The sequence below is a fragment of the Hymenobacter puniceus genome, assembly GCF_014333525.1.
Taxonomy (GTDB): Bacteria; Bacteroidota; Bacteroidia; order Cytophagales; family Hymenobacteraceae; genus Hymenobacter.
On the sequence record NZ_JACSCX010000001.1, the window covers coordinates 360,856 to 375,134 of the forward strand.

Consider the following 14,279-nt stretch of genomic DNA (forward strand, 5'->3'; position numbering starts at 1 on the left):
TCACTTTTACTCTACTGCTATGTACTACCGTCTGCTTTTCTCGCTCGTTTTTATTGGCTTGCTGGCTTTGGGAGGCTGCAAGCAGGACGCCGACGTTGTGGCACCGGAAGTGCTGTTTGGCAAAGACTGGTACAACACCCGCCAGCAGCCCGACGCCGCCGGCTTTTTTACCTATAAGGTGCAGGGCACCTACACGCCGCAGGGTGGCTGGGGCATCGATGGGTTTCGGCTGGAAGCAGACGGCACCTTTGTGCTGCACACCCAGGGCCCGGCCGATGGCCCGCTGGATGTTCCGGGCACCTGGCAACAGGAAGGCCCAGGCAAATACCGCATTAGCCTCAGCCTCAGCAACGGCCAGCCACCCTACCTGCTCACCATCGAGCTAATAGACGACACCACGCTGCGCGCCCGGCAGAACTAGCTTTTCGGGTGCCGGGCTCAGAAAAATTGCTTGCATAAAAAGTGGTGAGGTTGCTGTTGCAGTGCCCAACTTGCGGCCCGAAACAGCAACCTCACCATTTTCATTTCCTGCGTTTTGAACTACTGGCTCGTAAAATCAGAACCTGAAGCCTACTCCTGGAACACGTTTGTGCGTGATGGCGGCACCGACTGGACTGGCGTGCGCAACTATCAGGCCCGCAACTTCCTGCAGCAGATGCAGCCCGGCGACCTTGTGCTCTACTATCACAGCGTCAGCGACAAGCAGGTGGTGGGCGTAGCCCAGGTAGCAGCCCCCGCCGCCCCCGATGCCACCGCCGAAGCCGGCAGCCCTTGGGTGGCCGTGCACCTGCAGCCGCAGCAGGCCCTGGCTCAGCCTGTGTCCTTGGCCCGCATCAAGCAGGATACGCGCCTCAGCCAGATTGGGCTGCTGCGCCAGTCACGTCTGTCGGTAATGCCGCTAAAGGCCGCCGAATTTGACACCATTCTGGAGTTAGGCGCCTGAACCCAGCAGCAGACGGCAATTTGTGCGCACCAGACGTGACTTTGCGCAGTCTTCGGCGTATATTCCGTGCATACCGGCTCCATCCAGACAGCTGGCCTTGGCTATGAGACACGTCTTCCCCTTTTTGCTAGGTCTGTGGCTGGTTGCGGCCAGCCCGCTGCAGGCGCAGCCCACCACGCCCGCACCTTACACACCCACCCAAAATGGCCGCCTGGAGCTGGAGCTACAGGAATATGCGGCCGAGGTGGAAGTGCAGCCCATTCTGCAGGACAGCAGCGTACTGCTGCTGGTGAAACAGGACGAGCCCGGCATCCGCAACGATACGTACGCGCTACAGAAGTACAACCACCGCCTGCAGCCCGTCTGGAACAACAAACTGGAATTACCGGTCGAATTTCAGTTTCAGCGCTTCTGCGCGGAAGGTACCACTGCCTATGCGCTGTTCCAGTCGGCGTATGTGGAACACCGGCTGCTGGTAGCGGCCGTGGATGGCGGCACCGGCCGGGTGCGCACGGTGCAGTTCGACAGCAGACTCACCCGCGACATCTACGACCTGAAAGCACTGGCCGGCAACCTGTTTGTAACTGTGCTGGTAGATAATCACCTGACTATTCTGCTGCTGGACCTGGCCACTGGCAAACACCAGTTTCTGCCTTCAGTATATGAGCCGCTGCCGGCGCAGCTTTCCTTCCTGGCCGATTCGGCGGCGCAACGGGCCGAGTTTGTACTAAGCCAAAGCAATGGCTTCAAGAACCGGCTGCAGCTCAAGCGCCTGTCGGCTGGTGGGGCGCTACTGACGTCGGAGTTTGTGCAGGCTGAGAGCGAACGGGGTCTTATTTCTGCCCAGATCAGCCCGGCCACCGACTCGGCCGAAGGGCGCCTGCTGGCCGGCACCTACACGCTGCGCGACCCTCGCTACTCGCAGGGCCTGTTTGCGGCCGACCTCACGGCGGGTGTTAACCCTTCCGGCTCGCGCCGTTCGCTGCGGTTCTACGACTTCAGCAACCTCAAGCACTTCTTCGACTTTATGAGCCCCAACCGGGCCAGCCGACTGCGGCAGCGAAGCGAGAAAATGCGCGCCGCCGACCGGGTGCTGCGCCTGCGCTACCGCACCCTCATGCACGACCTGGTGCCGTTCGAGGATGGCTACGTGATGGTGGCGGAAATCTACTTTCCGCACTACCGCTACAATTCCTACAGCCCCAGCCTGGTATACAACCCCTACTACTACTCGGCCTACGACCGCGCCAACTGGGCCAGCGGCAACCGCAATTTCGACGGCTACCGCATCACGCACGCCCTGATCTGCGGCTTTGACAAGCGCGGCAACTTGCTCTGGGACAATACTCTGGTGATGAAGAATGTGGAGCTGCGCGACCTCACCGAAACGGTGCGCCTGCGCCAGCTGCCTGATGGCCGGCTGGCAGCGGCTTATCTGCAAAACGATAAACTTTATTACAAAGTAATTGACCGTGCTTCTCCTTCCCCCAACGATTTGAGCGTGAATCTGACGACCTCCGCCTTGCCTTCGGCCCGCGAAAAAGCCACTAATACCACCCAGGAAGGCCTAACAACGTGGTATGGCAACCGGCTGCTCGCATATGGCTTCCAACATGTACGGGCTGAACACGGCCCCGACCGGGACGTATTCTTCCTGAATACTATCAGCTTCGAGTGAGACCTAGCTCCGGCAGGGCCAGCAGGCGGAAGCAGTGAAAATTGTACAGCCACCAGGCCTGGAATGCCGTTTAAGCCGCAAGTATCTCACCCATTTGAGGTGCTGTATAACCTACTGGCTCAATACATTTGCGCTGGGCACAAGCCTAGCTGGTTGTTGCCTGACCCTAGCACGCCTCTACCGCTTCTGATTTCTCTCCCTTTTTCCCTCTCTCTTTTATGACGAAACGCGCATTTTTGTGGCTGCCGCTGGTAGCCTTATTGCTATTGGCAGGCTGCCGGGCCGCTGGTCCGGAGCGGCCCGCCCGCACGGTAGCCGAATTCTTCAATAAATATGAAAACCGCTCCGGCTTTAAAGCCACCGACTGGTCGGCAGGCCTGACTACCCGGCTGCTGCTGGGCCGTTTGGGCAGCCTGGGTGGCGGCTCCGACCTGACGCAGGCGCTTTCCTCCATCCGCAGCTTTAAGGTGCTTACGTTTGCGCCCACCACCAACAGCGCCCAGAAGCTGGTGGCCGACGGACTGGTGCAGGAAGTGAATGGCCTGCTGGCCAACGAGCGGTACACACCCCTCACCACTACCGGCGGCAACATGCGCTACGCCACCCGCACTCAGGGCGACCGGGTAACGGAGCTGGTAACCACCAGCAGCGTTTCAGGCGCCCCCGATTCGTTTCTGCTGATGTCGATTGGTGGCAACTTCACCCGCGAACAGCTCGATCAGTTGCTCAAAATTCTGCCCAACGTGGCCGATATGAGCAAGTAGTAACCGGGTTGGTTTGCTATCCAACAACAAAAGGCTGCCCTCACGAGGCAGCCTTTTTCGTTTTACTGCCCCATGTAGTTGCCTCCACTACGGATAGGTGGCGCGTGGGGCGCACGCTGCTACCTCGGTTGGTGAAGCGCATTGCGCAGAGCAGCTTAGATATATCTGAAGAGTCGTTTGCAACCCACAGAACCTCCTGCTTGATCTGGCGTCTGCTTGGCAAAGCATAATCGTTTTAAAGTTTTCAGACATAGCCTAGTGCATGGGTGGGAATCACGCAAAAACACGCTGCCATTGTGCGGAGTGTAGCCAAGCCACAGCATCTGTACTGCTCAGGCGCACAGGCCCAACGGCACGGTGACTATGCTTCGGCAAGCTCTATACGGCCATTGCCCAATACGCATTAAGATATAGGCACAAAAAAGCGGCCAACTCAGGGAGCTGGCCGCTTTTGGCAATTGGTTGGATTCGTACCGGCTAACTAGCGGCGACGAGGAGCTGGCTTGCGGGCCGGAGCCTTTTTCACCGGCGCCTTGGGCGCAGCCTTTGGAGCGGCAGCTGGAATTTCCGGAGCCATACCGTACTTGGTTTCGGCAGGGTTCGGGTCACCGGGCAGGTACACATCGAACTCTACGCGGCGGTTGATGGCACGGCCGGCTTCGGTGGCGTTGTCGGCAATTGGCTTGGTTTCGCCGTAGCCATGCGACACGATACGGTCGGCAGCAATGCCCTTGCTGATCATGTACGTGCGGGCCGAGGCAGCGCGCTCATCCGACAAACGCAGGTTGTATGCATCGTCGCCTTTGTTGTCGGCGTGGGCCGAGATACCGAGGCTGTAATCTGGGTAGTCGTTGAGGATCTGCACCAAACCGTTCAGCGTTGGGAAGGATACGGGCTTCAGCGTGGCCTTATCGAAGTCGAACTGGATGAACTTCGTGGCTTCCTGCAGCTTCTTCTTCTCTTCCACCTTCATTTCTGGGCAGCCTTTGTTGGAAGCCGGACCTGGACGGTTCGGGCAGCGGTCCTGGTAATCCGGAACACCGTCACCGTCTTTGTCAAGTGGGCAACCGCTAGCATCTACTGCTACGCCGGCTGGTGTATTAGGGCACTTGTCGCTGGCATCGGTTACACCGTCGCCGTCAGCGTCGGGGCAGCCCTGCAGCTCGGCTTTGCCGGGGGTATCGGGGCACTTGTCTTCAGAGTCACGTACACCGTCACCGTCACGGTCGGGGCAGCCTTCAAGGGCAGCCAAACCTTTCTCGGTGGGGCACTTGTCCTGGTAATCCGGAACACCGTCGCCGTCGCCGTCGAGTGGGCAGCCGTTAGCATCTACTGCTACGCCGGCTGGCGTGCCGGGGCACTTGTCTTTGCGGTCTGAAACACCGTCGTTGTCTTCGTCGGCTTTCTTGCCCAGCGCTACCGTGAGGCCGGCTGAGTGCTGCAGGTACCGGTCGTCGAAGCTATTATCGTCACGAACCGGGTCCATGTCGATATTGGCGCTCAACGGGAAGTGCTGGCCGGTCTGTACAAACAAACCAATCGACTCGCTCACGCGGAACGTAATACCGGCCGCGCCGTGCACGTCGAAATATGTGTCGCTGCCGTCGAAGGCAGTGGCGGTGCCATTGCGGTTGATAACGCCATCGGAGCTAATGAAAGCGGCACCGGGCGCAATCAGCAGATAAGGCTGAATAAAGGCGGTTTCCTTGAGCGCCCAGCCGTTGTTGAGCTTCAGCTTAAGGCCCAGGTTGGCATTCACGATGTTGGCCTCAAAAAAGCTGCCGAACTGCGGCGCGCCCGCAACGGCATCGTAGTTTACCTTACCATAGTTGAGGTGCAGGCCCAGGTCGAGGCCAGAGGTGAGGTAGCGGTTGAAAGAGATACCGCCGCCCAGCTTCCAGTTGTCCTCGTTGTTCCAGTACTGTGAGCCGAAATTGCCTTTGTACTGGAGCGTATTGGCAGACAGGCTGATGGCCGTTCGCTGGTCTGTGGTTTGAGCAAATACGCTGGGGGCAGCCGCCAGCAGCGACAGGCCCAGCGTGATGCCAGTGGTAAGAAGTTTTTTCATGGTGTGAAAAGTGTGATGGGGATGCGGGGCCATAGTGCCGGGCACTACCAATCCGCCGCGATTTACCGTGCTATACTTTTAGAGTTGCCCCAGGGTTGTGCTTAAACAAGATTCTATTTCGATCCTACACGTTTTATCACCTGTATGACAGGCTTTTATTGATATAGACTTTCGCTATTATATTTCGAGGCACACCGCACGCCAAGGTATGTAAAGCACAAAAGCGGCGAACCCACAGGGTCCGCCGCTTTTGCTTACGGGGCATTAACAGCCTTATGGCTGCGGCGTGCCGGGCACGAAGAACTCGAAGTCGAATTCCACGCGGCGGTTCTGGCTCATGTTCTTCGACGACGTATTGGGAGCTGCGGGCTCACTTTCGCCGCGGCCCTCCGTCACGATACGAGCGGGGTCCAGCTGCTTGCCAGTGAAGTAACGCTTCACCGAGTTGGCGCGGCGCTCCGAGAGGCCCTGGTTGTACTCGTCGGTACCACGGCTATCGGCGTGGCCGATAACACGCAGGCTGTACTCGGGGTGGTCTTTGAGGGCCTGCACCATCTTGTTGAGCGTGGGGTACGAAGCTGTGGTGATAACCGTGCTGTTCGTGTTAAAGCGCACTGGCTTCTCCAGCGCCTTCACGGCTGGGTCGATGGTCATGGGGCAGCCGTTGGCATCTACCCGCGAACCGGCCGGTGTGTCAGGGCACTTGTCTACGTCATCCTTTACACCGTCATTGTCGGCGTCGAGTACCAGCGGGCAGCCGTTGGCATCTACCTGAGTGCCGGCTGGCGTGCCAGGGCACTTGTCGTTCTTGTCGGCTACACCGTCGCCGTCGGCATCCGGGCAACCGCGGAGGGCAGCCGTGCCAGCTTCATCTGGGCAGTCATCTTCGGAGTCGCGCACACCGTCGTTGTCACGGTCGGGGCAGCCTTCGAGGGCGGCGGTGCCTTTCTCGGTGGGGCACTTGTCCTGGTAGTCCGCTACACCGTCGCCGTCGCCATCAAGTGGGCAGCCGTTGGCGTCTACTGCCACACCCGAAGGCGTAGCGGGGCACTTGTCTTTGCGGTCGGGCACGCCGTCCATGTCTTCGTCCTTGGGCTTGCCAAAGGCAACCGTCACCCCGGCCGTGTGCTGCAGATAGCGGTCATCCCAGGAGTCATTGTCGCGCACCGGGTCACCATCGAGGTTGGCTTTCAGCGGAACATGCTGCCCGGTTTGCACAAACAGGCCCACGGCGTCGGAGAGGCGGAAGTTGATACCAGCCGCGCCGAACAGGTCGAAGTAGCTCTTATCCTCGTCCGTTACCTGCCCGTTAAAACGGCCTTCGCGGCTGGTGAAGGCCCAGCCGGGCGCAGCCAGCAGGTAGGGCTGAATCACGGCATCTTCCTTCAGGGCCCAGCCGTTGTTCAGCTTGAGCTTTAATGCCAGATTGACGTTCACTACGTTGGTGCTGAAGTCGGAATTAAAGCGGGCCGCATTTTGCTCAGCAGTGCTTTTCAACTCTACGTAGGCTCCGCTTAAACCCAGGTCGAGGCCGGGCGTGAGGTAGCGGTTGATGCTGATGCCAGGGCCATAGTTATTGTCAGACCATTCCCAGAAGTTCGAGCCAAAGTTGCCCTTGTACTGATAGCCACTGCCGTAGAGGCTGATGGCCGTTTTGCGGTCGGCTGTTTGGGCCTGCGTGCGCGGAGCGGCTGCCAGCAACGTGAGTCCCAGCGCCAGGGAGGGAGTTAAGAGGTTTCTCATGACCAAAGCTTTTGGTGAACAAATACCCCCGAAAAAGGCCGGGACTGATACCACAATATGCCTTCGGGGTAGGATGCTATACTTTCGGCCGGCCCGGAAAGTTGCTATATGTGCCAGCGCAGTGCTGAGCAGGCACTGAATAATTCGGGGTTTGTATAAGGGCAGGCAGTTCGCCTACTTCCTGATTTACACGGACTACAGCGTATGGAGCCGTGTCCTGGAAACAGCTGGTATACTGTTTGCAACTTCTTGCTCTAGTGCAACAAAAAGCCGCCTGATTTCAGCAGGCGGCTTTTCAAAAGCTAGCAACTACAACGGTAATGCTACCGGGCAGCACGCATCAACCGTTCAATATCCTCTGCTTCCAGCGGAATGTTCTTCATGAGGTCGTCGTTGCCGGTTTTGGTGATAAGAATATCGTTTTCAAGGCGAATCCCGAGGCCTTCTTCGCGAATGTAGATACCCGGCTCACAGGTGTACACCATGCCCGGCTCGAAAGTGCGGTACTTGAAGCCTACATCGTGCACATCGAGGCCCAGGTAGTGGCTGGTGCCGTGCATGAAATACTTCTTATAGAGCGGCGCGCCGGGGTCCTGGTTTTTAACGTCCGACGCGTTCAGCAAGTCCAGCTCAATCAGCTGCTGCTCCATAAACTGACCTACGGCGGCGTGGTATGCCTCAATGTTGCCGCCCGGCACAAGGCGGGCTGTGGCAAACTTCATCACCCGCAGTACGGCCTCATACACGTCGCGCTGGCGCTTGGTGAACTTGCCGTTGACGGGAATGCTGCGCGAGAGGTCGGCGGCGTAGTTGGCGTATTCGGCCCCAAAATCGAGCAGCATCACGTCGCCGTCTTTGCACTCCCGGTCGTTGCTGACGTAGTGCAGAATGCAGGCATTGGCGCCCGAGGCAATGATGCTGCCGTAGGCGGGGCCGCGCGAGCCCTGGCGCAGAAACTCGTGAAAGATTTCGGCTTCAATCTCGTACTCCATCACGCCGGGCTTCACGAAGCTGAGCAGGCGGCGGAAGGCGTCGCCGGTGATGTCGGCGGCCTTTTGCATCAGCCGGATTTCCTCGGGGCTCTTGATGGCGCGCAGCTGGTGCAGCAGGCGGGCCGCACGGCGGTACTGGTGCAACGGGTAGGCCTCACGCAGCTCCTTGATGAAGCGAGCGTCGCGGGTTTGTACTTCCACCGTGGCCCGAATGTGCTCATTGGAGTTGAGGTACACGTTTTCGGCCTCGTTCATGAGAGCCGGCAGCACGCTCTTAAAGGAGTCCAGCCACATGATGGTGCGCACGCCGGTTTGCTCGCGGGCCTGCTCTTTGGTGAGCTTGTAGCCTTCCCAAACCAGAATATGCTCGGAGGTTTCCTTGAGGAACAGGATTTCGCGGTACTGCGGTAGCACCGCATCCGGGAAAATGACGAGGATGCTTTCTTCCTGATCGACGCCGGCCAGGTAGAACAGGTCGTTGTTCTGGCGGAAGGCCATGGTGCCATCGGCATTGGTTGGCATCACATCGTTGGAGTGGAAGATGGCCAGCGAGGCCGGCGGCAGCAGCTCGCGGAAGCGGCGGCGGTTTTCAACAAATAGCTCGGGGGCAATAGAACCGTAGCGCATGGGGGAAACTTGGAGTACGAAGGAATGACGCAGCCGAAGGCCGGCGGCTGCAAGTTAAAAGAATGCCGGTACCTGCTTTTGCTCCCTCTTGGTACTTTGCAAATCTGAGGGGCGTAACAGTTGCGTATTATTGCACCCAGCTTCCTCTTTTGTCTGCTCACTTTCCTGATGCCTGAAGCCTCGCCGCGGCCCCTGCTGCTTATCCAAACTGCCTTTATCGGCGACGTGATTCTGGCCACGGCGCTGCTGGAGCACCTGCACCGCACCGAGCCCGGTACACCCGTCGACTTTCTGGTGCGCAAGGGCAACGAAGGCTTGGTGCAGCAGCATCCGCATGTGCGGCAGGTGTTGATCTGGGACAAGAAAAAAGACAAATACCGCGGCCTGTGGCGCCTGTTGCAACTCATTCGGCGGACCAACTATGGCCGCGTGATTACGCTGCAGCGCTTTGCCTCTACCGGCTTCCTCACGGCATTTTCGGGGGCCAAAGAACGAATTGGGTTTGACAAGAATCCGTTTGCGCGCGGCTTCACGCGCACCACGCCGCATATTATTGGGGCAGGCGTGCACGAGGTGTCGCGCAACCTGCACCTGCTCGACCCAGCCTACGACGGCCCGATTCCACCGCCCAGCCTCTACCCTACCCCTGCCGATGAAGCGGCCGCAGCACCCTATGCTGCTGTTGGACCGTACGTGTGCATTGCCCCAACATCGGTGTGGTTCACCAAGCAATTTCCGCAGGAGCAGTGGCAGAAGCTGCTGGCGGCGCTGCCGGCGCACTATCCAGTTTACCTGTTGGGCGGCCCCCCGGATGTGGCGGCCTGCGAGGTGCTGCGGCAGGCCAGTGGCCGTGAGAACGTGCTGAATCTGGCCGGGCAGCTAAGCTTGCTGGCCTCGGCGGCCCTCCTGCGCGGAGCGGTGCTCAACTACGTCAACGACTCGGCCCCGATGCACCTGTGTTCAGCCGTGGGGGCGCCCACCTGCGCCGTGTACTGTTCTACCGTACCGTTTTTCGGCTTCGGGCCGCTCAGCCCGTTTTCGCGGGTTGTGGAAATTAAAGGAGACCTGGAGTGCCGGCCCTGCGGCTTGCACGGCTACGCCAAGTGCCCACTAGGACATTTCCTGTGCGCGCATGGTATCGAAACCCAACAGCTACTGGCCGTATTGGCGGAGGCGGAGCAGGCGGTGGTGAAATGAAAAACCGCCATTCCGAGTGAAGGCGGAGTCAAAGCCAAGAAATCTCGCTAGTGCGGTAAAGTCATTACCATCACAATGTCAGCATACCAGATTGCGCGGCTTTGGCTACACCTTCGCTCGGAATGACGGTCTGGCGTCTCACCTGTTGTACCTTTGCAACCAGCTGCGCTCTGGCGCGGTTATACAGGGCCGGGGCACGCAATTTCAGCTCCGGCGCCCCTACTCCAAGCCCCTACGCAATGTCTGATTACGACCTGTACGAGTTGCCCAACGGCATCCGGGTTTTGCATAAACAAGTAGTACACACCAAAATAGCGCACCTCGGTTTTCTGCTCGATATCGGTTCGCGCGACGAAAAGCCCGCTCAGCAGGGCTTGGCGCACTTCTGGGAGCACATGGCCTTTAAAGGCACCGCAAAACGCAAAAGCTTCCATATTCTCAACCGCCTCGAAACCGTGGGCGGCGAGCTGAATGCCTACACCACCAAAGAGAAAATCTGCTTCTATGCTTCTCTGCTCAGCACGCACTTTGAGCGGGCCTTCGAGCTGCTGACGGATCTGACGTTCAACTCGGTGTTTCCGGAAAAGGAGATTGAAAAGGAGCGCGGCGTAATTCTGGAGGAGATGAGCATGTACCAGGATACGCCCGAAGACGCCATCATCGACGACTTCGATGACGTGGTATTTGCCAAGCACACCTTGGGCCACAACATCCTGGGTACCCGCGAAAGTGTCAGCAGCTTCCAGCAAGCCGATTTCCAGCAGTTCCTCGCAGAAAACGTGCGCACTGATCGGCTGGTGTTCAGCACCGTCAGCAACCTGCCCTTCTCGGAAGTGAAGCGGCTGGCCGACAAGTATCTGGCGCCGCTACCGGCGCAGCTGGGTGCCCGGCCCCGCACGCCGTTCAGTGGCTACCAGCGCGTACATCAGCTGGAGCGCAAGCCCATTACGCAGGCCCATTGCCTGATTGGCGGCCCTGCCTATGCCATTGAGGACCCACGTCGGATTCCGTTTTTTCTGCTCAATAACCTGCTGGGCGGACCCGGCATGAACTCACGCCTCAACCTGGCCGTGCGGGAAAAATATGGGCTGGTGTACACCATCGACTCCACCTACTCGCCCTACACGGATACGGGCCTGTTCGGCATTTACTTTGGCACCGAGAAAAAGCAGGTAAACCGCACAGTGTCTTTGGTGCAAAAGGAGTTGAGGAAGCTACGCGAGCAGTCGTTGGGCACGGCCCAGCTGCATACCACCAAAGAGCAGCTGATGGGCCAGATGGCCATGGCCGAGGAAAGCAACGGCGGTATGATGCAGTTGCTAGCCAAAAGCACCCTCGACCTAGGCCGCGTCGAATCTATCAACGAAATCTTCGACCGGGTGCGCGCCATTACGGCCTCCGAACTGCTGGAAATGGCCAACGAGGTCCTGACCGATGATAATCTGAGCGTGCTGCAGTACGTACCTGAATAAGAAAATTACAGCTATACAGATGAGGGCCGGACCGTGCTTTTAAGAGCATGGCCGGCCCTCATCTGTATAGCTGTGCTGCAACGAAGCAAAAACACCCACTACTAGGCAAGCAACACCGCTTGCCTGATAGTGGGTGTTTATTTTAGACTCTGTTGGCTGATTGCCCAGAGAATAGTGGCTTACCGGTTCTGACGCACCGTTGCCGTGTTACCGGCACCATTCTGCATCACCTCGCTGCCATTACCAAAACCGCCTTGGTAGGTGCTGGCGCTGTTCCGAGTACCCATTTGGTCCTGGGTAGCTCTGTTGCCGTCAGATTGGCTGGTGCTGAACTGATCAATCAAAGCATCGTTGCCATTTGCGCTGTCACCGCCGACGTTGCCACGCTGGATCTGAGTGGCTTGGTTGTACTGTCCGGAACCGTACTGATTTACGGTTGCCTCATGGTAGCTGCCAGACTGCGTCTGATTTGCCGTGTTGTTATTGCTGGTCTGCGTTATAGCTGCCATGTTATTATTACCACCTCCCTCTTGGGTCTGGTAGGCGTTATTGAAATTGCCGGCTTGCTGGATAGTAGCCACTTGCGAAGCGCCTTGCTGGAACTGCCCGGCTTCGTTGTCGTCACCCGACTGCGTGGTAGTTGCCGAGTTATTGCTACCAGCCTGGCGCTGCAACGCATAGTTACGGTCTCCGGTCTGATCAATTAATAAAGAGGAGTTTTGCGTACCGCTGCCTCCCGTTTGCTCCTGTATAGCTACGTTATCAAATGCCTCATTGCCACTCGCGCCCTGACGGATTTCCGCAGTGCTATTGCTGGCTTGCTGCAATTGGCTTGCCGAGTTACGATCACCGATTTGGGTGGCAGTTGCGTTGTTACCACCACCAAACTGCTGCGTTTGGGTAGCCTCGTTGTCATCACCGGATTGCGTGATGGTAGCACGGTCAGGTCCACCTGGGCCTTGCGACTGAGTGGCATTGTTGCCATCACCGGTTTGGGTGGCAGCAGCAGTGCTACCACTACCACTTTGCGTAACTGTTACATCATTGCCATTGCCAGTTGAGCTAGACGACTGATTGTTGCTTTGCGCGTGAGCAGCGCCAGCCATCATAAAGGCGGCAGCTAAAAAGGTTAACTTTTTCATGGGGAAAGGTTGGTAATGGTGGATGAATGTGTGAAAAAAGGGGGATGACTGAATAATTAAGTTTATCTAATAAATATTATCACTTATTAGATCAACTATGTAAATGTAACACGCTAAACGGAAACTTTACCATCTAGTTTATAAGAAATACCAAAAAAAGTATTGTAATTATACAATATATTGAATTTCGATTTAAATATTATATTTATAATATAAATTTGCATTATTATATAAATCACTTTGTATCAACTACTTACTATCATGCTATTTATTCTTTGTTTACACTTATCCATGGAGAGGTTTTCAACGCAAATCCCGTAATCACATAATTCAGCACATCTTTTTTTTCAAAATGGCGTGCAAGCGCTTATCTAAAGCATTGTCAATCAGAATATACAGCACCTCGCTCCCTGTCTTTGCCTGTGCTATCTTCCTACCTGCAGTCAGCGAAGTAGCATCTATTCGACAGGGCGTCTCGTCTGTAAGCCAGCAGCGTATCAGGTTTCCTTGTTCCAGCTATACCTATAAGAACTCTACTGATGCGCGTCTTTGGCCATATTGGCACATACCGCCCGGGCGACCTGTTTACCAACCGCCTGGAATTGAGCTTGTGTGGGCTTCACCGGCCACGTCGGGCAGGTGTGAGTGGCAGCCAGGCAGAAGGCGCCGATTCCATTGTACTGGCAGGAGCTTACGATGACGACCTGTTTGGCGAGGAAGCAATAATTTACAGCGGCAGTGGTGGGCGCGACCTGAAATCAGGTCATCAAGTCGCCGACCAGGAAATGACGGGCCGCAATCTGGCGCTACGCCGCAGTCAGGAAACCGGCCTGCCGGTGCGTGTTTTTCATCGGGTTTCACACGAAGGCAGCGAAGTCTTTCGATATGAAGGCTTGTACCGTATCATTGGTCATGAATTTGCGCGCGGCAAGTCGGGGTTTTGGGTGTTCCTGTTTAGGCTGGTGCCGATGGGCTAGAAACGCAGAGCCGGCAGTTCTACCTTTGCCGCATGCATTCCGAAGATTTTTTCCGCTACGCCGACCACCACACCACGCCCGAGCCACCGCTGCTGGCGCGCCTCAACCGCGAAACGCACGTGCAGACGCTGATGCCCCGTATGTTGAGCGGGCACGCGCAGGGCCGGCTGCTGAGCATGATCAGCCACATGGTGCAGCCCCGGCGGGTGCTGGAGCTGGGCACCTTCACGGGCTACGCGGCGCTGTGTCTGGCCGAAGGACTGGCTGCCGATGGCGAACTGCACACCGTGGAATTCAACCCCGAGCTGGAAAGCCGCATCCGACGCTACGTGGCCGAGGCCGGCCTCACCAAGCGCCTGCACCTGCACATCGGGCGGGCCGCCGACGTGGTACCGACGCTAACCGAAACCTGGGATTTGGTGTTCATCGACGCCGACAAAATCAACAACGACGCCTACTATGAGCTGGTGCTACCCCAGGTGCGTACAGGAGGGTTTCTGCTCATCGACAACGTACTATGGGGTGGCAAAGTGCTGGACTCCTACGTGGTGAAGCCTTCCGACAAAGACACACACGCGGTGCGCGCCTTCAACGACAAGGTGCAGGCCGATGAGCGGGTGGAAAACGTATTTCTGCCGTTGCGCGACGGCCTGCTGCTGGTGCGAAAACGGTAGCG

At 57.5% G+C, this 14,279-nt stretch carries 12 protein-coding genes; 8 read left to right on the forward strand and 4 right to left on the reverse strand.

Going from position 1 to position 14,279, the window contains the following annotated elements:
• The first annotated feature begins 19 nt into the window (after positions 1-19).
• The 4 genes from H8B14_RS01510 to H8B14_RS01525 all read left to right on the forward strand — a co-directional run bounded on the left by H8B14_RS01510 (position 20) and on the right by H8B14_RS01525 (position 3,385).
• On the forward strand, positions 20-421 hold the full coding sequence (locus tag H8B14_RS01510; RefSeq protein ID WP_187313863.1) for a hypothetical protein: 402 nt from the start codon (positions 20-22) through the stop codon (positions 419-421).
• A gap of 114 nt (positions 422-535) precedes the next feature.
• Positions 536-943 carry an EVE domain-containing protein gene (locus H8B14_RS01515; RefSeq protein WP_187313864.1) on the forward strand — a complete coding sequence of 136 codons (408 nt, stop codon included), beginning with the start codon at positions 536-538 and terminating at the stop codon, positions 941-943.
• 103 nt (positions 944-1,046) lie between these two features.
• Complete coding sequence (locus H8B14_RS01520) at positions 1,047-2,621, forward strand: hypothetical protein (RefSeq protein WP_187313865.1); 1,575 nt, start codon at positions 1,047-1,049, stop codon at positions 2,619-2,621.
• A gap of 218 nt (positions 2,622-2,839) precedes the next feature.
• The gene (locus H8B14_RS01525) at positions 2,840-3,385 is read left to right on the forward strand and encodes a DUF4252 domain-containing protein (protein ID WP_187313866.1); all 546 of its coding nucleotides are present in this window, start codon (positions 2,840-2,842) and stop codon (positions 3,383-3,385) included.
• A 481-nt stretch (positions 3,386-3,866) separates the two neighbouring features.
• On the opposite strand, the gene H8B14_RS21260 is transcribed toward H8B14_RS01525, so the two are convergent.
• From H8B14_RS21260 to H8B14_RS01540, 3 genes are all read right to left on the reverse strand, one after another.
• Positions 3,867-5,453 carry an OmpA family protein gene (locus tag H8B14_RS21260; RefSeq protein ID WP_187313867.1) on the reverse strand — a complete coding sequence of 529 codons (1,587 nt, stop codon included), beginning with the start codon at positions 5,451-5,453 and terminating at the stop codon, positions 3,867-3,869.
• A gap of 273 nt (positions 5,454-5,726) precedes the next feature.
• Positions 5,727-7,196: an OmpA family protein gene (locus H8B14_RS21265; protein WP_187313868.1), complete on the reverse strand. Its 1,470-nt coding sequence runs from the start codon at positions 7,194-7,196 to the stop codon at positions 5,727-5,729.
• A 323-nt stretch (positions 7,197-7,519) separates the two neighbouring features.
• The gene (locus H8B14_RS01540; protein WP_187313869.1) at positions 7,520-8,815 is read right to left on the reverse strand and encodes an aminopeptidase P N-terminal domain-containing protein; all 1,296 of its coding nucleotides are present in this window, start codon (positions 8,813-8,815) and stop codon (positions 7,520-7,522) included.
• A 168-nt stretch (positions 8,816-8,983) separates the two neighbouring features.
• Between H8B14_RS01540 and H8B14_RS01545 the strand changes: the two genes are divergently transcribed.
• Both H8B14_RS01545 and H8B14_RS01550 read left to right on the forward strand, forming a co-directional pair.
• A complete protein-coding gene (locus tag H8B14_RS01545; protein WP_187313870.1) occupies positions 8,984-10,012 on the forward strand; it encodes a glycosyltransferase family 9 protein in 1,029 nt (342 codons plus the stop codon).
• A gap of 239 nt (positions 10,013-10,251) precedes the next feature.
• Positions 10,252-11,484, forward strand: a complete 1,233-nt coding sequence (locus tag H8B14_RS01550) for a M16 family metallopeptidase (protein ID WP_187313871.1) — start codon at positions 10,252-10,254, stop codon at positions 11,482-11,484.
• A 179-nt stretch (positions 11,485-11,663) separates the two neighbouring features.
• Here H8B14_RS01550 and H8B14_RS01555 read toward each other — a convergent pair whose 3' ends face one another.
• Positions 11,664-12,626: a hypothetical protein gene (locus H8B14_RS01555; protein ID WP_187313872.1), complete on the reverse strand. Its 963-nt coding sequence runs from the start codon at positions 12,624-12,626 to the stop codon at positions 11,664-11,666.
• Positions 12,627-13,165: 539 nt separating this feature from the next.
• Between H8B14_RS01555 and H8B14_RS01560 the strand changes: the two genes are divergently transcribed.
• Together H8B14_RS01560 and H8B14_RS01565 are read left to right on the forward strand one after the other, a co-directional pair.
• Positions 13,166-13,603, forward strand: coding sequence for a YDG/SRA domain-containing protein (locus tag H8B14_RS01560; RefSeq protein WP_187313873.1), 438 nt, complete (start codon positions 13,166-13,168; stop codon positions 13,601-13,603).
• A 32-nt stretch (positions 13,604-13,635) separates the two neighbouring features.
• The gene (locus H8B14_RS01565; protein WP_187313874.1) at positions 13,636-14,277 is read left to right on the forward strand and encodes an O-methyltransferase; all 642 of its coding nucleotides are present in this window, start codon (positions 13,636-13,638) and stop codon (positions 14,275-14,277) included.
• The last annotated feature ends 2 nt before the right edge of the window (positions 14,278-14,279 follow it).